We start from the raw sequence: 20198 nt of genomic DNA on the forward strand, positions 1-20198 counted from the left end.
TTACATTTTGTCTTTAAGAAATAACATAATGTCGTGAATTGTAGGATAATCCCATAAGGTAGTAGAAGGTAATTCTACATTTAATTTTTCTTCGATATCCCCAGAAATCATGATGGCACTCATAGAATCTAAACCATAAAGAACTAATTCTTCATGTATAGAAATCTTCTCGCTATCCATACTTAAATGTTCTGCTACTCTATTGATTAACCAATTTTCCATTTCAGTTATAGAAGCACTTTTTGCAGCTACTTCTATTGCTCCAGTTTTTTCAGACATATATTTGATTTTTAATTAATTTGAAAGTTGAAAAGGCGTTATCGAAAATAATTTGCCTTCGGTATGTAATGTCAATAAATGTTTTGCCGTATTCTCTAGATATTCCTTATCCAGTTCTTTTTTATAAATAGTAAAAGAATCCAGAGTTCGTTGCAGTGAAAGCACAAGCCATTCTCCTTTAGAAAAATACTCCCCTAACTCTTCCTGATTATAGACCCACATAAATACAGAGGTTGCTGCTGTATGCAATTTGCAATAGCTTTGAGCCAGATCAAAATATTCGGTTTCAAGATTATGTCCTGATTCTACAACAGGTAATTTATCTACTTTATTCTCAAGATCCATTAAATTACTAATAAGGTCTATTGTTAAATTAAGTATTTCGGATAATGTTTTAGGAGAAACACTATTCTTTCCTTTTAGATTACCAAGCTTGGATAGAGCAAACTCTATTCCTTGTAAAACAATGTTGTTTCCTTTACTAAAAAGATCAAGTTTGTTATAGTCAATATCGCTAACCTCTTTATTCAAAGAAAATATATTTTCTAAAGTTTTTTCTAGTTCTATACCTGTGCTTTTAGCTCTTTTTTTTGCCAGAAATTTAAGTTGAAGAGAGAGAGAATGTTTGTTAATAATTGTACTACCATCAAATAGGCTTATGATAGAATTATCTCTCATCATTTTTTGGAAAACACCATGATCATGATCATCTCTAAAATAAAATCTTGACCCTAGGATAACAGACAACTCATGTATGCTTTGTTCTACTTTTTGAGGAATGTAATTTTTGACAATTGCAGACCAAACACTAAACTGAGAAGTAATCTCATGTAACCCTCTCGAGGAAGCTATTGCAAGGCAATCACAGCTTATAATATCGATAAAAATTTTTGCCAGGGTGTGTCTTGAGTGCTGTATATCAAAAACAGTTTTTCCATACAATTGTCTTTTTAAAACAAAGTTTAGTGTTGTTCTAAGAGCAGTATCTACAGCTCCCAAAGATAAACCTGCACATAATGTCCTGGTTATCTGAAATCCTTTTAAAGTAATTTCGAGGCCGGCTCCTTCTTTTCCTACGAGCATGTTTTTTGATAGTACTGCTTTATTAAAAACAATTCCACTTATATCACATCCTTTTATCCCCAAAGTATTAATTTTGGGCTGGTAAGCATATGTATCAGGTGATAATTTCTCTTTATCTACCATTAAAATGGATAGGCTTCGGGAATCTTTTTTATCATTAGTTTTTGCTAAAACACATAAAATATCAGATAATGTAGCTTTATTAATAGGCCATTTTTCTCCGGTTAATAAATAATTGGTATTATCATCAGTCTTTACTGCACATACTCCATTTGCATTGAGATCACTACCATGTGATCTCTCTGTCACCGCTAAACAAGCAGATCTGCTATTTCTAATTTCTTTTGCCAATTCCTGCTTTTGCTCTTCTGATCCAGCAATCCAAACTGGTAATGCACCTAAAAGTGTATGAGCATCGGTTATAGAAATCGATAAATCTCTTCTGGAAATTGATCTTGTTAAAAAAAGTAATTCTTCAAATGATTTTAATTTTCCGCCAAGCTGTTTTGGAATATAATATTCATTATACCTCCATTTATGCAGTTCTTCAATTTCCTGATAAGGAAAAATTTCATTTTCATCAAGCTCAGCTGATTTTTTAAATGATACTACTGATGATTCATCAAATGGGCTTTTCAGAAATTCTTCAAGTTCCTCTACAGCAACAAGTCTATCAAAGATTGTTGGCCTTTGTATTTTTATTATATCTACAGACATATAGTTTCTTAATTTGGTATGATGATTTATCAAAATGATAACGAGAATATCCATTAAGGTATAGATATACCTATCCTTACACGAATATTTCTGAATGCTAAAAAAATAAATTAACTTTTTCTATTTGGTACAGTTAATTGGCGTTTAACAGACCAAATAAGCTTTTATCGGTTGTAAATTATTTTTTAGATATAACTCTTTTGAAGCCAATCTTTGTAATTTCCCACTAGTTGTTTTAGGAAATGAAGAAGGCTCTATAAGTACAACATCTTTAACCTGAATTTGATACTCCCTGGACACAGCCAAGTATATAGCGTTTGTAACCTCTTCTATATCAATTTTTCTTCTAAATTCTCGTTTAACTTCCTGCACAATTATCAAGGATTCACCACCATCTTCACTTTCTATCGCAAAAGCAGAACCACAACCTGGTCTCAATGACTCATGTGCTGTTTGTACCGTATGCTCAATATCCTGTGGGTAATAGTTTTTACCTCTTATAATGATTAAGTCTTTATGCCTTCCTGAAATATATAAATTTTGGTCTATCATAAATCCAAGATCCCCTGTTCTAAAAAATCCTTCTTCATTAACATCCTGAATATAAGCATTAAACACTTCCTGTGTCAGTTTTTCGTTCTGCCAATAACCAACAGCTACACTAGGGCTTTTAATCCATATTTCTCCTATTTCTCCATCTTTAGATAAAGTACAAGTTTCGGGATTTACGATATGTATTTCATGTCCCTCTTCTTTACTTCCGCAGGAGACAAATGATATTTTATTAGTGTTTTCTTTGGTTATTACTTGTACTTTTTGATTTTTAAGAGCTTCTTTATCTATATTTATAGTGAATGGTTCTTTTGTTTTTTCTCCAGAAGAAACCAATAATGTTGCTTCTGCCAAACCATACACTGGTAAAAATGTTGACATTTTGAAGTTAGACACTTTAAATTTTTGAAAGAAATCAATCAATGTACTCTCTTTCACGGGCTCTGCTCCACTATAAGCTACTTTCCAGTTACTAAGATCTAAAGATGCTAATTTTTCTTCTGATATTTTTCTCACGCACAATTGATATGCAAAATCGGGAGCCCCACTAATCACACCTCCTTGTTCTTTTCTTTTAGAGATTTGATCTAACCAAAGAAAAGGGTTTCTTAGAAATGTCATCGGAGCCATTGAAGTTAATCCAATCCCACTATATAAAGGCTGAAGAATCCCTCCTATTAGTCCCATATCATGATAAGGAGGTAACCAACTTACCATATGTGTTCCAGAGTAACATCCTAAAGCATCTCGTATTGCTTTTAGGTTGTCTAACAAATTAGTATTATTAAGAATTACTCCTTTTGGATTTCCTGTTGATCCTGAAGTATATTGTAAAAAGACTATATCTGTTGGTTTTACTTTTTCTGGAACATATTCTATATTAGGTGAAGAAACGATCAAATCGGTTGCTATCCATCCTATCTGACTTAGACATTCTACACCTTCTCTTCTATCATCATTTACTATAGTAGCTTCAGAAAGGGAATCAACATAATTCATTATACCAGATGTACTTAATGCATATTTAGATTGAGAATCCTTTATTATCATTAATAATCTTTCTGTATTTCTACTATCTGGCGGATAAGCAGGAACAGGAATAACTCCTGCATATAAGCAACCAAAAAAAGCACTTATATATTCGATTCCCGGGGGATATAATAATAAGACTCTATCTCCAAAATCTAATTTCTGTTTTAATTCTAAAGCTATTGCTTTTGCCCTATTGGATAACTCTCCATAAGTAACTTTCTCTTCTTTTTCTTTAGACTGTAAGAAAATGATAGCGGTTTTGTCTCTTTCAATTTCACCCCTTAGATATAAAATCTCAGCGATTGATTTAAATTCTTTTGTTTCCATTTAAAAGGTTTTAAGAGTAATTTGTATATAATTAAAGTTGGGTTATTTATAATTTTTTTTCAACATCCTGACACACATTAAAATAAAAAATATAAAAAAGTGATGACAATTAATAAGAACATGGTTAACTATCCTTATCTATCGTTATATAAAACTAAAAATTATTTAAGTTCAATATATTTCATCACATTTCATTATTAGTTTTATGCATTGCTCCATTCTTTTAAATTCAAAATTATCAGACATACAAAGCAACATCATTAATTATGAATCTATAAATACTATAGCAATAGGTTTTAATTAATTATATAGTCAATCAATATAATATATTCATCACTTATTTATTTATTCTTTCAACCACTATAATTAATTCAATAATTATATGATATTAGAATAAAAATAAACAACTAGGGGTAGGTAATTTTACTTGATTAACAATACAAATATGGATAATTAAAATCTAACAAAAAGTAATTCTGCTTTTAAATAAATGTTAAATAAATATAATCTTAAAATAGATGCTTTAAAATCATGAAAACAAAAAAAACACTGTTTTTATTAGAAGATTTTACATTATTATTTTATTCAACCTCTTTATTTTGAGGTTAAAACCTCAACCGTTTTATTATGATTACTTGTTTATTGTAGAGTCTGTAAATATGTAGAAGCTATTCTTTTTTGTGTTTTTGGGTAGTAAACATTATTTAACATTAGAATACTAAAGTCTAATTATTTTTTTACTTCTTGATTATATAACACTTCTAATTCTAACTTATTGATTTGTTTTTTTAATGATTTTAAAGAGCTTTTATCCTTGTTTTTGATTAAAGAATTAACAGCAGATAATATTTTTCCTTTTATTAAATTAAGTCTACTGTCTTGATCTAAAAACAAAGTATCTACACCACTTACTAATTCATATGAAGTATCTACTTTATCGTATTGAGCAATACTCTTTTTTCTTTCTAAATTTTCTTTTGTAATTTTTATTTTATGTTTTAAGTCCGATTCGTTAACAATAACCCAATCTTCTGTACCTTCTGCCTGTAGCAAAATAGCGAGGTCTGATTTTTTCATTTTAATCTCACCCATTAATATTTGCAGTTTAAGCTTAGGGTTTGTTTCACTAATCAAATTAAGAGCCATTGAATATTTTTCATCACGTTTAATCGTACTTTCACTTACATTAAACTCTTTAGAAAGTAATTTAGATGTCGAAAGGTCAATTTGACCCTTCGATGATACATTTTCATATCCACCCTTATTTTTTTTTGTCATACAGTATTTTAACCCTCGATAATAGCTTAATTGGTCTGGATTAAGGTTTCTTCTTCCTAACTGATTATTTAACATCCAAAATTTTACTTCCTCGATGTCTGCAAAAACCATTTTTTTAGTTCTATAACGAATATTATTCTCTGTGCAGATCTGATAACGATTATGACCGTCAATTAGAATTAACTCATCATTTTTTTCCCATACCAAAAGAGCCTCTCTACACCCTTCAGAAATTATACTTTTACGTAGTAATTGATATTCTTCTTTGGATAGAGGAACAATGTGCTCCTTTAATTCCTGAATAATCCTTATGTTTTTCATGCAATCGGAAATAATATTGGCTTAATGATCAAATATACAAAATTCATTAAGTCTATAAACCTTAAAGCATTACTCTATAGAAAAAGAGAATATTACTTAAAATATACTAGTAAAAAACAACAAGTATCAAATTATTCTAATTTTAGAATTCTACAAATCATCAAAAAAAAATCAAAATTCTGATTATCAGATATTTAAATACAAAAAACTTAGTTATGGATATAAACTAATTTTTATATTCCTGCAATACTCTTTAATGTAACAATAGTATCTTCTGCTAACTCATCTGCTTTTTCCTGACTTAAAGCTTCTGTATATATACGAATGATAGGTTCTGTATTACTTTTACGTAAATGCACCCAATTATCCTTAAAATCAACTTTTACACCATCTACTGTAGAAACTTCTTCAGATTCATGTTTTTTATGAAACCCTTTCAAAATGGCGTCAACATCTAAACCAGGAGTTAACTGAACTTTATTTTTGCTCATAAAATAAGACGGGTAGCTATTTTTTAATTCGCTTACGCTACATTTTTTTTCTGCTAAATGCGTAAGAAACAAAGCTACTCCTACCAAAGAATCTCTTCCATAGTGTGATTCTGGATAAATAATACCTCCATTTCCCTCTCCTCCAATGACCGCTTTATTTGCCTTCATTTTTTCAACTACATTAACCTCTCCTACTGCACTTGCTTCATAAGTTCCATTATGTTTTTGAGTTATATCTCTCAATGCTCTGCTAGATGATAAATTTGAAACCGTATTCCCTGGTGTTTTACCTAATACAAAATCTGCACAAGCTACCAATGTGTATTCTTCTCCAAACATTTCACCATCTTCACTCATAAAGGCTAATCGGTCTACATCTGGATCTACTGTAAGTCCAAAATCTGCTTTCTCTTTTACTACTAAATCAGATAAATCTGTCAGGTGTTCTTTTAATGGTTCTGGATTATGAGGAAAATGCCCATTTGGTTCACAATACAACTCCACAGTCTCTACTCCCATTTTTTGAAGTAATTTTGGTATTGCAATACCTCCTGTAGAATTCACCGCATCAACAACCACCTTAAAATTAGCTTTTTTTACTAATTCTGCATCTACTAAAGAAAGGTTCAATACTTCTTCAATATGTTTATCAATATAAGTGTCATTTACAGTAATACTTCCTAAATCGTCAACTTCTGCAAAGACGTATGTATCATTTTCTGCGATTTCCAAAATCTTTTTACCATTATCGGCATTCAAAAATTCTCCTTTATGATTTAAAAGTTTTAAAGCATTCCATTGTTTTGGATTATGACTGGCTGTGAGAATTATTCCTCCATCCGCTTTTTCTAATGTTACTGCTATTTCTACCGTTGGTGTAGTAGAGAGTCCTAAATCAATCACATGAATTCCTAAACCAACCAAACTATTCATTACTAATTGTTGAATCATAGAACCAGATATTCTGGCATCACGCCCTACCACTACCTTTGGATGTTTTGTTTTTGTTTCCTCTTTTAACCAACTACCATAAGCAGAGGCAAATTTAACCGCATCTACTGGTGTTAGGTTATCTCCAACAGTTCCTCCAATTGTACCTCTAATTCCTGAAATTGATTTTATTAATGTCATGCTTATAATTGATTGTATATTTTTAAGTGTAAATGTACGAGCTATGGCAGACTACTACAACTTTAGCATTAAAATTTACAAAAAAACAATATTAACTTTCTAAAAAATTGTAAATTCCCATAATGAACTTTCTAGCCCATATTTATCTTTCTGGGGAAGATCCAGAGCTTAAAATAGGTAATTTTATTGCTGATTCTGTTAAAGGAAAAAAATACCTAAACTATCCGAATCGTATTCAACAAGGAATTACATTACATCGTAAAATTGATTCTTATACCGATACTCATCCTATTGTAAAAAAAAGTGTGTCACGACTATTTCCTAAGTACAGGCATTATAGCACTGTTATTGTTGATATTCTATATGACCATTTTTTAGCTAATAATTGGGTGGAATATTCTGAAATTCCTTTAGAGGAGTACACAGTCTCTTTTTATGAACTGCTCCATCAATATCATCAGGTTTTACCTAAGCAAATTCAAAATTTTTTACCATATATGATTAAGGACAATTGGTTACTAAGTTACGCTTCTATTTCGGGAATAGGAAGTGCTTTATCTGGTATGAATAGAAGAACAAAAAACAAATCCAGAATGGATCTGGCAGTAAATGAGCTAGAATTTTACTATTCGGAATTTGATAAAGAGTTTCGTTCATTTTTTGAAGAACTCAAAGTATACACCGAAAATGAAATAAAAGTATTATAATATATTACAATGTATTGCTAAATCATCTTAATCAGCATATTATAACGGTTAAAAATAAGATATCAAAACTATACCTAATGAAACACACATTTCTTTTATTACTCTTCTCTCTTTTCTTCTCCTGTAAAAATAATAGTATTGATCAACAAAAAGAAACCGAACCTGTATTAGGTCTGATTACTCAAAAAGCCATGGTAGTTTCGGCGAGAAAAGAAGCTTCAGCAATTGGTGCTGCTATTATGAAAAAAGGAGGTAATGCTTTTGATGCTATGGTCGCTACAGAAATGGCACTTGCTGTGGCCTACCCATTTGCCGGAAGTCTTGGTGGTGGTGGTTTTATGGTATATCGTAAAGCAGATGGAGAAACAGGAGCATTAGATTATAGAGAAAAAGCCCCTCTTGCCGCTTATAAAGATATGTATCTGGATGAAAATGGCGATCCGATACCCGAAAAAAGTCAAGTCGGAGCTCTGGCAATTGGAGTTCCTGGTACAATAGCTGGAATTTTTGCCGTACACAAAAGGTTTGGCACATTGCCAATAGAAGAAATACTTAGTCCGGTAGTTGATCTGGCTAATCGTGGTTTTGCAGTTACTGAAAAACAAAGAAAACGGTTTGAAAATTATAAAGAATTGTTTTTTGAAGTTAACAAAGACACTATTCTTTTTGCCAAAAATTACAAAGCAGGAGACACTATCAAAAACATAAAACTTGCAGCAACGCTGAAACGTATCATTAAAAATGGAAAAGAAGAATTCTATACCGGTGAAACTGGTAAAAAACTAGTTGAACACATACAATCAAATGGAGGAATAATTACTTTGGAAGATTTGTCAAAATATGAAGCAAAATGGAGGGAACCGGTACGGTTTAACTACAAAAATCTTTCTGTAATATCCATGTCTCCTCCGTCTAGTGGAGGGGTTTGTTTAGCACAAATCATGAAAATGATAGAGCCCTATGAAATTTCTAAATATGGTCATAACCAACTTAAAACGATTCAGGTTATTACAGAAGCTGAACGAAGAGCATATGCAGATCGTAGTTTTTATCTTGGTGATCCAGATTTCACAAAAATACCAATAGACACCCTAATTGGGATGCCATATCTTACCGATCGTATGTCTGATTTTAACTTTGAAAAAGCAACACCATCATCAGAAATAAACTGCGGAATGATTCCTGGTTATGAAAGTGATGAAACCACCCACTACTCTATTGTTGATCAATTTGGTAATGCAATCTCTGTAACGATAACACTTAATGGTGCATATGGATCTAAGTTATATGCTCCAGAAATCGGAACGTTCTTAAATAATGAAATGGATGATTTTAGTGCTAAACCTGGAGTTCCGAATATGTTTGGTCTAATTGGTGCACAAGCCAATGCAATAGCGCCTGAAAAAAGAATGCTAAGTTCTATGACTCCTACTATTGTAGAAAAAAACGATACATTCTGGATGTCTGTTGGTACTCCAGGAGGATCTACAATTATTACCTCTGTATTACAAACGATACTCAATGTAGAAGAATTTGGGATGACCATGCAAGAGGCCGTAAACGCTCCTCGTTTTCATCATCAATGGTTACCTGATGTTGTAGTTTTTGAACCAGAATCTTTTGACCCCGTATTATTAGATAGTTTAAGTCAAAAAGGATATAAAATTGATGAAGAAACTTCAAAAATTATTGGTAAGGTTGATGGAATACTAGTTTTACCAAATGGCACCCTGGAAGGAGGAGCGGATAAGCGTGGAGATGATACTGCAGTTGGATTTTAATTTAGTACTCCATTTTTTTCTTATTGTGATACAAATACCAAATAAAAAAACCAGATAACAGCTATGATTATCTGGTTTTTTGGAAAATAAATTATTGATAAAAAACGGTTTTTATCAAATCTAAAATTAATTTACTTTTTTGATTTTACCTATACCTTTATGATCTAACTTCGTAGTTTTGGCATTTCCTTTATAATAAACACTTCCAATACCTGAAGATGTGATACTTATTTCTTCTTCTGCATTAACTTCAACTTTTCCGATGCCAGAATTATTAACCTCTAATTTTTGTGCAATTAAATTATATCCTCGTAACGCCCCCGTTCCATTATTATCAAGTTTCATTTCTCCAACTTTTCCTTCAAGGGTTAAATTCCCTACCATAGAAATCTCTCCTTCTAATTTATTACAGTTTAATTTTAAAGATGTATTTCCTACTCCTGAAACTTTTAGGTCAAGTTCTGTCAAAGAAAGTTCTGAAGCCGTTTTAACATTTCCAACTCCGGTAACTTTAAGTCTTTTTAAGTCCTTTAAAGTTATGTAAACATTCATTTTTGTTTTTTTCTTGACATTCATTCCTTTTTTCCAACCTAAAACAAGAGTATTACCTTGGTTCTTTACCGTAACTACCTGTTGTAAATTTTCATCTGCTTCTACAGTAACAGATTCTTTTTGTCCTTGTGCTAAGTATACATTATACACTCCTTTTACTATAAGCTCATTAAAAGAAGATATTGCTCTTTCTTCCTTAGTAACATTACCATTACCTTTTATTTTATTTTGAGCAACGCTCAAATTAATTGTAAATAATGCAATCACAATGAATAATAGTGAATTGATGATTTTGCTGTTTGTTTTCATATGATTCGTTTTTAAATAATGAATGAATTGATTTGTTATGAGATTCCTTTAATGATTGTATGTTTGATAAATAGACAAAATTCTTCTCTTATTGTTACAGTTTGTACTATAAATTTTACTTGTTTGTTTATTCTCTACATCTATTAAATTTAAAAATGTGCATAAAAAAAATGCGCAACCATAGGTTGCGCATTTTTATCATTATGTATAAGAATAATCTACTTTACTTCTTCAAAATCAACATCCTCTACATCACTTCCTTCAGAACCATTATCTCCAGAAGGTTGATCTGAAGCTGTATCAGGTCCAGGTTGTCCATTCTGTTGTGCTTCGGCCTGAGCTTTGTACATTTCTTCACTAGCTACTTTCCAAGCTTCATTGATTTTATCAAGAGCAGGTTGGATAACAGCAAGATCTTTTGTCTCATGTGCTTTTTTCAATTCTTCTAAAGCTTCCTCGATTGGTTTTTTCTTATCATCAGATAATTTATCACCAAACTCAGTAAGTTGTTTCTCTGTCTGGAAAATCATTCCATCAGCTTCATTAAGCTTATCAGCAGTTTCTTTGGCTGCTTTATCTGCTTCTGCGTTAGCTTCAGCTTCCTGCTTCATTTTCTCTATTTCTTCTTCTGTCAATCCTGAAGAAGCTTCGATACGAATATCCTGAGATTTATTTGTTGCTTTATCTGTAGCAGAAACTTTTATGATACCATTGGCATCAATATCAAAAGTAACTTCGATTTGCGGAGTTCCTCTTTGTGCTGGCGGAATTCCATCAAGATGGAAACGACCAATGGTTTTATTATCTGCAGCCATAGGACGCTCTCCTTGCAATACATGAATCTCAACCGATGGTTGGTTATCAGCTGCAGTAGAAAATACTTGTGATTTCTTAGTAGGAATCGTAGTATTTGCATCAATAAGCTTAGTCATAACGTTACCCATAGTTTCTATACCTAAAGAAAGTGGAGTAACATCTAATAATAAAACATCTTTAACATCTCCTGTTAATACTCCTCCTTGGATAGCTGCTCCAACTGCAACAACTTCATCTGGATTCACTCCTTTACTAGGTGATTTACCAAAGAATTTCTCAACAGCTTCCTGTACAGCAGGAATACGAGTAGATCCTCCTACTAATATAATTTCATCAATATCACTAGTTGATAATCCAGCAGCCTTAAGTGCTGTACGACATGGTTCTATCGTTCTTTTTACTAAATCATCTATTAATTGATCAAACTTTGCTTTTGTTAGTGTTCTTACCAAGTGCTTAGGACCACTTGCAGTAGCTGTAACATATGGTAAGTTAATTTCAGTTTGAGCAGATGATGATAACTCAATTTTAGCTTTTTCTGCAGCTTCTTTAAGACGTTGTAAAGCCATTGGATCTTCTCTTAGATCCATATTCTCTTCACTTTTAAACTCTTCTGCTAACCAATCAATGATTTTTTGATCTACATCATCTCCTCCTAAATGTGTATCTCCATCTGTAGATAATACTTCAAAAACGCCATCACCTAATTCTAGTATAGAAACATCATGTGTACCTCCACCAAAATCAAATACTACGATTTTCTGATCTGTACCTTTTTTATCAAGACCATAAGCTAATGCTGCTGCGGTAGGTTCGTTGATAATTCTTTCTACTTTAAGACCAGCGATTTCTCCTGCTTCTTTGGTAGCCTGACGTTGCGCATCATTAAAGTAAGCTGGTACAGTAATTACTGCACTAGTAACATCCTGACCAAGATAATCTTCTGCTGTTTTCTTCATTTTCTGAAGTGTCATTGCAGATAATTCTTGTGGTGTATATAAGCGCCCATCAATATCAACTCGTGGCGTATCATTATCTCCTTTTACAACTTTATAAGCTGCTCTTTGGGCTTCTTTTGAAGATTCAGAGAATTTATTTCCCATAAATCTTTTAATCGAAGAGATAGTCTTAGTTGGATTAGTAACCGCTTGACGCTTTGCAGGATCTCCTACTTTAATTTCTCCTCCTTCTACAAATGCAATGACAGAAGGGGTAGTTCTCTTACCTTCAGCATTAGGGATTACTACAGGCTCATTACCTTCCATTACAGAAACACAAGAGTTGGTTGTCCCTAAGTCTATTCCTATTATTTTACTCATTTTTATATTTAAATTATTATACTATTATTCGTACTAATTCAATGCTGTTAAGTCAATGATTATGCCATTACAATCAATCTGACAGGATGTCATTACAATCTATTATATTAATATTAAACAAGCTATTAACTCTAAATAAAAAACAGTAGTAACTATTCCTTAAAAAACAAGTTTCTTTATTGTCAAAAAACTATATTTACCGCTTAAATTTTATCAATAGTTTAAATTATGGAATGTATCAGTGTTTTTGATATGTTGAAAATAGGTGTTGGTCCTTCTAGTTCACATACATTAGGTCCTTGGCGAGCAGGTCGAAGATGGATAGCAGAATTAAAAAGTAACAAAGTATTTGAATCTGTTACTGTAATCACGGTTGATCTTTTTGGTTCGTTATCATTAACAGGAAAAGGTCATGCTACTGATATTGCTGTAATTTTAGGATTATGTGGTTATGATCCTCAAACCATAGATGTTTCTACCATATCTTCTATTATAGATACTATTAACACTGATAAAGAACTTATCATTAATAATGAGATAAGAATACCTTTTGACCCTAAGACACAGATTATATTTAATCGAGAATTTAAAGAGTTTCACCCTAATGGTATGACATTTCATGCCATATTGAACAACGGAGAAAAAATATCTTCTTCTTTCTATTCTATCGGAGGTGGATTTGTAGTACAGGAAGAACGAAAAAGAAAAGAGAAGAAACTTGAAAAATTTCAATATTTTCCTTTACCTATACAAAAAGCTACAGATTTACTTCAATATTGTACTTCTCAAAACAAAAAAGTATCTGAAATCGTCCTTGAAAATGAAAGATCACTAAGAAGTGATGATGAGATTAATAATCGAATCGCTCAAGTCTGGAATACAATGCTCGAATCTATGTATATAGGTTGTCATACAGAAGGAACATTACCTGGTGGGCTAAATGTTAGAAGAAGAGCTTATGATACTCATAAAAAATTGATAGGTACTACTCCCTATAATACACCTACAGAATGGATTGAATCTATTCGAGATACCGAAGTAAAATTTCGTCAAATCCTTAAGTGGGTATCATGCTTTGCTCTAGCAGTAAATGAAGTTAATGCCTCTTTAGGAAGAGTCGTAACTGCTCCAACAAATGGAAGTGCTGGTGTTATTCCTGCGGTTATGATGTACTATATGGTTATCGAGAATCACGATGCTAACTTTGATGATGTAAAACAATTTATGTTAGTTGCTGGCGAAATTGGAAGCTTATTTAAAAAAGGAGCTACTATTTCTGCTGCTATGGGTGGTTGTCAAGCCGAAATTGGTGTCTCATCAGCAATGGCAGCTGGAGCATTAACCGAGTTAATGGGAGGTACTCCTGATCAAGTCCTTATGGCTAGTGAAATTGCTATGGAACATCATTTGGGACTCACCTGTGATCCCATAGGCGGTTTAGTTCAGGTTCCTTGTATAGAACGAAATGCTATGGGTGCCATAAAAGCAATTAATGCATGCGAAATGGCATTAGATACTGATGCTGCAAATGCTAAAGTCCCTTTGGATAAAGTAATCGAAACGATGTGGGAAACCGCTCAAGATATGAATACCAAATATAAAGAGACAAGTGAAGGTGGTCTGGCTATTAAAGTTAGCCTAAGTGATTGTTAGATTTATTTAACAATCATAGCCTAAAACAATAAGGTTCTCTTCTTAATCAATTTTTTAATATTTATTTGCATCCTTCCCGATGTCTGGTATCTGCAAGAGCAATAATTTTCCAGTCTTTACCATCATTGAATAACTGAAATACATTTACTCCACAATGACTAAAATTATCATTGACATAAAACTCATACGGAGTCCAGGCATTTGCTATAAATGCATCTGTATCGATTTTAAATGATAATAATCGTTCTTCCCATTTCTGTTCTGCCGGTCTATTTTTAATCGCTAAAACAAATTTTCCAACATCTGTCTTAATAGTCTTAGAATGCCCTTCTTTATTCCTCGCAATAGTTTGCATTACTATATTATTATCCATGGTACTCTTCATTTTAAGAGTATCACCAGAATGAAATCCTTCAAAAAACTTTAAAATGGTTTGTTTTACTTCTTCTTTATAATTATTTACATCATCTACAGCTACTTCTTTTTGTGAAAAAGCATTCCAAGAAAATAGCACAATAAATAATAATGATACTTTATACATAACGTTTTTTATTTTTTGATCGATATAAAAGTAAGGTTTTAATTATTTTCTAAAATAGATAATTTTTACTTCAATATCATAAAGAAAAATCAAAAGCAGATTACTCTTGTTACCATATTGGTAATTCATTACTTTTACAGTCCTTAAAAAAAACAATACAAATGTCTACAGCTAAAAAAGATTACAAACGAGTGACGGTTAAATCCCTAGTGGAAATGAAGGCTAATAAAGAAAAGATATCGATGTTAACCGCATATGACTATACTATGGCTAAAATTGTTGATGGCGCCGGTGTCGATGTAATTCTTGTAGGCGATTCTGCATCTAATGTGATGGCTGGTCATGAGACAACATTACCTATTACTTTGGATCAAATGATATATCATGCTTCTTCTGTTATTCGTGCAATTGATCGTGCATTGATTGTGGTTGACTTACCTTTTGGAAGTTATCAAAGTGATCCCAAAGAAGCTTTACGTTCTGCAATACGAATAATGAAAGAATCTGGAGGACATGCTGTAAAATTAGAAGGTGGAAAAGAAATTAAAGAATCAATAAAGAGAATCCTTAATGCAGGAATTCCCGTAATGGGACACCTTGGGTTAACTCCTCAATCTATTTATAAATTTGGTACATACACTGTAAGAGCAAAAGAAGAAGAAGAAGCTCAAAAACTAAAAGAAGACGCGCTTATGCTTGAAAAAGCAGGGTGTTTTGCTATTGTTCTTGAAAAAGTACCTGCCAAATTGGCTAAAGAAGTTGCAGAAAGTCTCACTATACCTATTATCGGAATTGGAGCAGGAAATGGTGTTGATGGGCAAGTATTGGTAACACATGATATGTTAGGTATGACTCATGAATTCAACCCTCGCTTCTTAAGACGTTATTTAGACTTGTATACTGAAATGACAAACGCTTTTAAACAATATGTAACTGATGTTAAAGCTGTTGATTTCCCTAATGAAAATGAGCAATATTAATTTTGAGTAAACTTGATTATTAGAGCTATTATTAAAATGACGTCAAAGTTTAATACTACATTACAATACTTCTAAAATCTAATAATCTAAAAAACCAAGATGTCGAAAAGTTTCTCTACAAAAGATAACCTGCAAGTTCTCTATGAAGACAATCATATTATTATTATCAATAAACGTCCGGGAGATATTGTACAGGGTGATAAAACTGGTGACACTCCACTTAGTGAAGTCGTTAAAGAATATATTGCCGAAAAATATAATAAACCAGGAGCTGTATATCTAGGTGTAGTACATCGATTAGATAGACCTACTAGTGGTATTGTTGTATTTGCAAGAACAAGTAAAGCTTTACCAAGACTTAATAAATTATTTGCAAATAAAGAAGCTCAAAAAACATACTGGGCCGTTGTAAAAAAACAACCTCCAAAAGAAAAAGATACTCTTATACATTGGTTAAAAAGAAACCCTAAACAAAATAAATCATACGCCTACACAAAAGAAGTTCCTGATAGTAAAAAGGCAATTTTAGAATATAAAATAATTAAAAAACTAGATCGTTATTATCTTTTGGAAATTGATCTTCATACAGGGCGTCACCACCAAATAAGATCTCAACTTTCTGATATTGGATCCATAATAAAAGGAGATTTAAAATATGGAGCAGATCGCAGTAATAAAAATGGAAGTATTCATCTGCATGCAAGAAAACTTACATTTATACATCCGGTCAAAAAAGAATCCCTTACAATAATCGCTCCTCCTCCATCTGATTCGATTTGGGATCATTGCTTATGATTTAAAATTTATTTTGAATGATGTTGTATATGTTCTACATAGTCGACAATTAACCAATCTAAGGTTTTTAAATCATCCTTTTCAATATCAATTTTGTAGTTTAATTCTTCTGTACTTAAGTTTTTAATAACAAAAATAATTTGTTTATTCAACGTACCCCATAGTTCAACTATGTTTTCAATTGTGCATTCTTGATAACGATTTACTTTTACCAAATCGTTTTGATTATATTTTCTAACTATATACGGTTTAGGTTCAAATTGTACTTCTGTAAATCGTTGTAAATTATGTATTGCAGAGTCGATTAGATGTCCTAAAATTTCTTTTTTAGACCATTTTATCTCTGATATTTTATAACTAACTACATCTTCGCCAAATTCAAGTATAGTTTTACTTGTTTTATATACCAAATCTTCTAATTTCAAAATCATGTCCTGCATAAATACTAATTATTTGTATGTTCTTATACTTTCGATAATTACAGAAGTTAGAATCAAAACACCTCCTATTATTGTAGAGAACACGGGAATTTCTTTCAAAAAAATCATTCCAATAATAATACCATAGACTGGTTGCACGCTACTTATAATACTAGCAGTTGTAATTGAAAAACGTTTAAAACTTCCTAAAAATAATGTATGCCCTATAGCTGTGGTCAACAAGGCTAAAGTGAGGGTTGGCATCCATTGATCCTTTATTCCCGAACTATCCATAAAGAAAAGAAAAGGTAAGAGAAAAATACTTACAATAACTAATTGATACCACATTAACGCAGAACCATTATAATTTGCAACCTTGGTTTTCATAATCAGATTCCGTAATGAATAGCATATAGCTGATAAGATTCCGAGTCCCACTGCTTTTGTGTATGAATTACTAAAATCTAAACCGGGTACTAAAAAATAAATACCGACCAAGACCAATAATGCTAGAAGCAAATGTACTTTTTGAAATTTTGTCTTTAATAAAACAGGTTCTAACAATGCAGTAATCACTGGATAAGTAAAGATAGATAGCATTCCGATTGCTACATTAGATAATTTCAAGGCATAGAAATAAGTGATCCAATGTAACCCCATCAGTATACCACTTAAAAGAATAGTAGGTTGATCTTTACTTCCTATCTTAAAAGAAATACCTTTCCAACGGCAAAAGATAAAAAGCAGGACTCCTGCAAATAATGCTCTAAACCCAATAATTACAGGTACTGGCATATCAATATATCTTCCTAAAGCACCCGAGGTGCTGATTAGAAGCATCGCTAGATTTAGTTCTAATACGTTTCTTAGGTGTTGGTTATTTTTTGGCAAATTGTTTATCTTAAAAGTGTAAAATTAGCTTTAAATTCTTTAAGTACACCCTGTTCTGTATATAATACTCTAAACCAATATGTATTTGAAGGTAATTGTCTGCCTTTATATGTTCCATCCCAATTTCCTTGCGGCCCTAAATTCACCAAAAACTTACCCAATCTATCAAAAACCAACACTTCTGAAATACTAACATTTTTTGTTCCTTCAATTCTCCATGAATCATGAAAACCATCTCCGTTTGGAGTAAAATACTCAGGGTACCCAGCAGTTAACTCAACTTTAATACTTAGCTCTCCACACATCTTAATATCTCTAACGGTTATTGTATGCTCACCTTTAGTAACACCACTAAACAAATTAGATTCTTGCCAATCTTCATTGTCTATTTTATACTCATATTGTCCGTTTCCGGTTACTGTAACTTCGTATTTACCATTATTTGAAAATGCTCCCGATATTAGTTCTGCTTTAATCTCTTCTGGAGGATATGAGTCTACAACTTTAATACTTTTGGATATAGAACATCCATTAGCTCGGTTTGTTATTTTTACAGAGTAATCTCCTGAAACAGGAGGTGTAAAAGATGCATTTATTTCTCCGGGAATTTCATTTCCCATTACTGCTTGAACACCTGCGTACCACTGAAAAGTATATTCAGCAGCATCCAATTCTACTTCAATATCATCTGGTAATATATTAATTAATGTTCCGTCTTGACTCAGACATCTTGCATACTCTTCTTCCAAAATAATTGGAGCTATAGGTAACGCTATAATTGTGAAAGCAACCGTAGTATAACATGTTTGTGTCGATTCTGCAATTCTAAGCCAAATTGTCTGAGGAGAAGAAATGTTTTCATAATCATTAGGTGTAGCAATTACATTATCTCCAAAAGATCCTGTATAATTATCTGCATCATACTTATTGAGATGATATGACACTTTATATATCGATGGGTCCTGACTTCCTAATGCTAAAAGAGTATTATTGCTAAAATCAAAAGAAGCTACACCATCTCTTTCTGGATCACAAGACTTAAGGTCTTCTGGTGAGCTTGCAATAGTTGGGGGAATCGCAAACTCTACATCAACAGAATCAGATGATGCACATAAACCAGAAACATCGATATCTACACTGTATGTTCCATCCTGAGTTACTTCTAATTGCTCTCCCCCGGCAAGTACTGTAGTTCCATCACCCGGAGCCAAAGGAACACCATCTTTCATCCATACATAGGTAGATCCGGTTCCAATAGTAGCATTTAATACTATTGATTCTCCTAAACACCCCGGATTTCCGTTTGCAATAGTTCTATCATCTCCTAAGTCTCCTCCAATATTAAAACTACCTGCAGATAAAAAAACCGCAGAATCAAATTGACCATCTCTATTATCAGCAATCACCATTTTTATGGTATAACGTTCATTAACAATAACGCTTCCTGACGCCTTCAAAATTTTGGTATACCCATTAAAATTTATGGGAGAATCTGTTCCCGGAGCAGTAGTTTTATTAAAAAACTTTTGATTTCTTGGTCGACATTCAGAAATTCCGTCTATTACATCATCAAAATCACCATCGCCATTTAAATCTACTCCTTCATTTACTGTAGTTACTTTAATAGGAACTGCTGGAGTTGTATCAGGTAAAACCGCCAGATTTCTTGAATTTCCAGCAGAATCAGTTAAAATAAAGGCAAAGACATCTGAAAAACTACACGGAAAGTTATTTATATACTCCTCTGAAGCGAATAAAAAATCGAAACTTATGAAATCTATACTAGGAATAAACTCAAACTGAATAAAAGTAGCATTAAACAGACTACCTGTACCTGTAATTCTGCCTAAACTTTCGTCGCCTTCCCAATCACTTCCATTTCCTTCACTTAAAGCATCAAAACTATTGGGACCGACTGCACTTTTTGCATTACCAGTGCTCAAAATAATACCTTTATCAATCTCAAAACCCGAACCATTCGATTCAAAATATCCGATACCATTAAATCCCGCCTTAGTCCCAGTAGAAGATATTATATTTTCGATTTTAGCACATGGACTATCTATCAAAACATCTTCTATAAGCTGTTTTGGACTAAAAGAACTATCATCAACACGTATTTGACCAATAGCAGAAAAGGCAAGTATCAAAAAAAAGAATACTGTTAATTTATGAACTGTTTTCTTAATTTTAATCATATAAGTCAGAGCGTATTTTTTTGCGA

Annotated in this window: 16 protein-coding genes; 5 read left to right on the forward strand and 11 right to left on the reverse strand. The window is 32.3% G+C overall.

Going from position 1 to position 20198, the window contains the following annotated elements; genetic code table 11:
- The 5 genes from FOF46_RS09260 to glmM all read right to left on the reverse strand — a co-directional run bounded on the left by FOF46_RS09260 (position 1) and on the right by glmM (position 7211).
- A complete protein-coding gene (locus tag FOF46_RS09260; RefSeq protein WP_109435408.1) occupies positions 1-279 on the reverse strand; it encodes an acyl carrier protein in 279 nt (92 codons plus the stop codon).
- Between the two features lie 15 nt (positions 280-294).
- Positions 295-2079: an acyl-CoA dehydrogenase family protein gene (locus FOF46_RS09265; RefSeq protein WP_167571780.1), complete on the reverse strand. Its 1785-nt coding sequence runs from the start codon at positions 2077-2079 to the stop codon at positions 295-297.
- Between the two features lie 144 nt (positions 2080-2223).
- Positions 2224-3990, reverse strand: a complete 1767-nt coding sequence (locus FOF46_RS09270; protein ID WP_143916260.1) for a fatty acyl-AMP ligase — start codon at positions 3988-3990, stop codon at positions 2224-2226.
- A 729-nt stretch (positions 3991-4719) separates the two neighbouring features.
- Positions 4720-5589, reverse strand: a complete 870-nt coding sequence (locus FOF46_RS09275) for a ParB N-terminal domain-containing protein (RefSeq protein WP_109435411.1) — start codon at positions 5587-5589, stop codon at positions 4720-4722.
- Between the two features lie 233 nt (positions 5590-5822).
- Entirely contained in the window at positions 5823-7211 is a 1389-nt protein-coding gene (glmM, locus tag FOF46_RS09280) for a phosphoglucosamine mutase (RefSeq protein WP_109435412.1), read from the reverse strand.
- Positions 7212-7333: 122 nt separating this feature from the next.
- Between glmM and FOF46_RS09285 the strand changes: the two genes are divergently transcribed.
- Both FOF46_RS09285 and ggt read left to right on the forward strand, forming a co-directional pair.
- A complete protein-coding gene (locus tag FOF46_RS09285) occupies positions 7334-7918 on the forward strand; it encodes an acyl carrier protein phosphodiesterase (RefSeq protein WP_109435413.1) in 585 nt (194 codons plus the stop codon).
- 77 nt (positions 7919-7995) lie between these two features.
- A complete protein-coding gene (gene ggt / locus FOF46_RS09290; RefSeq protein ID WP_143916261.1) occupies positions 7996-9699 on the forward strand; it encodes a gamma-glutamyltransferase in 1704 nt (567 codons plus the stop codon).
- Between the two features lie 126 nt (positions 9700-9825).
- On the opposite strand, the gene FOF46_RS09295 is transcribed toward ggt, so the two are convergent.
- Both FOF46_RS09295 and dnaK read right to left on the reverse strand, forming a co-directional pair.
- The gene (locus FOF46_RS09295) at positions 9826-10560 is read right to left on the reverse strand and encodes a head GIN domain-containing protein (RefSeq protein ID WP_143916262.1); all 735 of its coding nucleotides are present in this window, start codon (positions 10558-10560) and stop codon (positions 9826-9828) included.
- A gap of 218 nt (positions 10561-10778) precedes the next feature.
- Entirely contained in the window at positions 10779-12695 is a 1917-nt protein-coding gene (dnaK, locus tag FOF46_RS09300) for a molecular chaperone DnaK (protein ID WP_109435416.1), read from the reverse strand.
- A 228-nt stretch (positions 12696-12923) separates the two neighbouring features.
- Here dnaK and FOF46_RS09305 point away from each other — a divergent pair, with 228 nt between their 5' ends.
- Positions 12924-14348, forward strand: coding sequence for an L-serine ammonia-lyase (locus FOF46_RS09305; protein ID WP_143916263.1), 1425 nt, complete (start codon positions 12924-12926; stop codon positions 14346-14348).
- A gap of 61 nt (positions 14349-14409) precedes the next feature.
- On the opposite strand, the gene FOF46_RS09310 is transcribed toward FOF46_RS09305, so the two are convergent.
- Complete coding sequence (locus FOF46_RS09310; protein WP_143916264.1) at positions 14410-14889, reverse strand: nuclear transport factor 2 family protein; 480 nt, start codon at positions 14887-14889, stop codon at positions 14410-14412.
- Between the two features lie 161 nt (positions 14890-15050).
- Between FOF46_RS09310 and panB the strand changes: the two genes are divergently transcribed.
- Both panB and FOF46_RS09320 read left to right on the forward strand, forming a co-directional pair.
- Entirely contained in the window at positions 15051-15869 is an 819-nt protein-coding gene (gene panB, locus FOF46_RS09315; RefSeq protein WP_109435419.1) for a 3-methyl-2-oxobutanoate hydroxymethyltransferase, read from the forward strand.
- Positions 15870-15968: 99 nt separating this feature from the next.
- Positions 15969-16664, forward strand: a complete 696-nt coding sequence (locus FOF46_RS09320; RefSeq protein ID WP_109435420.1) for an RluA family pseudouridine synthase — start codon at positions 15969-15971, stop codon at positions 16662-16664.
- 8 nt (positions 16665-16672) lie between these two features.
- On the opposite strand, the gene FOF46_RS09325 is transcribed toward FOF46_RS09320, so the two are convergent.
- Genes FOF46_RS09325 through FOF46_RS09335 form a run of 3 tightly spaced genes read right to left on the reverse strand, consistent with a single transcriptional unit; the run spans position 16673 to position 20172 of the window.
- On the reverse strand, positions 16673-17104 hold the full coding sequence (locus FOF46_RS09325; protein WP_143916265.1) for a DinB family protein: 432 nt from the start codon (positions 17102-17104) through the stop codon (positions 16673-16675).
- Positions 17105-17113: 9 nt separating this feature from the next.
- Positions 17114-17974, reverse strand: a complete 861-nt coding sequence (locus FOF46_RS09330) for a DMT family transporter (RefSeq protein ID WP_244299595.1) — start codon at positions 17972-17974, stop codon at positions 17114-17116.
- Between the two features lie 5 nt (positions 17975-17979).
- Positions 17980-20172: a T9SS type B sorting domain-containing protein gene (locus FOF46_RS09335; RefSeq protein ID WP_143916266.1), complete on the reverse strand. Its 2193-nt coding sequence runs from the start codon at positions 20170-20172 to the stop codon at positions 17980-17982.
- Positions 20173-20198 lie beyond the last annotated feature (26 nt).

Source organism: Aquimarina algiphila (assembly GCF_007489275.1).
Classification (GTDB): domain Bacteria; phylum Bacteroidota; class Bacteroidia; order Flavobacteriales; family Flavobacteriaceae; genus Aquimarina; species Aquimarina algiphila.

What these genes read in the sequence shown, in the direction of transcription:
- FOF46_RS09260 (WP_109435408.1), bottom strand. Translation starts at nt 279, where the DNA reads ATGTCTGAAAAAACTGGAGCAATAGAAGTAGCTGCAAAAAGTGCTTCT.
- FOF46_RS09265 (WP_167571780.1), bottom strand. Translation starts at nt 2,079, where the DNA reads ATGTCTGTAGATATAATAAAAATACAAAGGCCAACAATCTTTGATAGA.
- FOF46_RS09270 (WP_143916260.1), bottom strand. Translation starts at nt 3,990, where the DNA reads ATGGAAACAAAAGAATTTAAATCAATCGCTGAGATTTTATATCTAAGG.
- FOF46_RS09275 (WP_109435411.1), bottom strand. Translation starts at nt 5,589, where the DNA reads ATGAAAAACATAAGGATTATTCAGGAATTAAAGGAGCACATTGTTCCT.
- glmM (WP_109435412.1), bottom strand. Translation starts at nt 7,211, where the DNA reads ATGACATTAATAAAATCAATTTCAGGAATTAGAGGTACAATTGGAGGA.
- FOF46_RS09285 (WP_109435413.1), top strand. Translation starts at nt 7,334, where the DNA reads ATGAACTTTCTAGCCCATATTTATCTTTCTGGGGAAGATCCAGAGCTT.
- ggt (WP_143916261.1), top strand. Translation starts at nt 7,996, where the DNA reads ATGAAACACACATTTCTTTTATTACTCTTCTCTCTTTTCTTCTCCTGT.
- FOF46_RS09295 (WP_143916262.1), bottom strand. Translation starts at nt 10,560, where the DNA reads ATGAAAACAAACAGCAAAATCATCAATTCACTATTATTCATTGTGATT.
- dnaK (WP_109435416.1), bottom strand. Translation starts at nt 12,695, where the DNA reads ATGAGTAAAATAATAGGAATAGACTTAGGGACAACCAACTCTTGTGTT.
- FOF46_RS09305 (WP_143916263.1), top strand. Translation starts at nt 12,924, where the DNA reads ATGGAATGTATCAGTGTTTTTGATATGTTGAAAATAGGTGTTGGTCCT.
- FOF46_RS09310 (WP_143916264.1), bottom strand. Translation starts at nt 14,889, where the DNA reads ATGTATAAAGTATCATTATTATTTATTGTGCTATTTTCTTGGAATGCT.
- panB (WP_109435419.1), top strand. Translation starts at nt 15,051, where the DNA reads ATGTCTACAGCTAAAAAAGATTACAAACGAGTGACGGTTAAATCCCTA.
- FOF46_RS09320 (WP_109435420.1), top strand. Translation starts at nt 15,969, where the DNA reads ATGTCGAAAAGTTTCTCTACAAAAGATAACCTGCAAGTTCTCTATGAA.
- FOF46_RS09325 (WP_143916265.1), bottom strand. Translation starts at nt 17,104, where the DNA reads ATGCAGGACATGATTTTGAAATTAGAAGATTTGGTATATAAAACAAGT.
- FOF46_RS09335 (WP_143916266.1), bottom strand. Translation starts at nt 20,172, where the DNA reads ATGATTAAAATTAAGAAAACAGTTCATAAATTAACAGTATTCTTTTTT.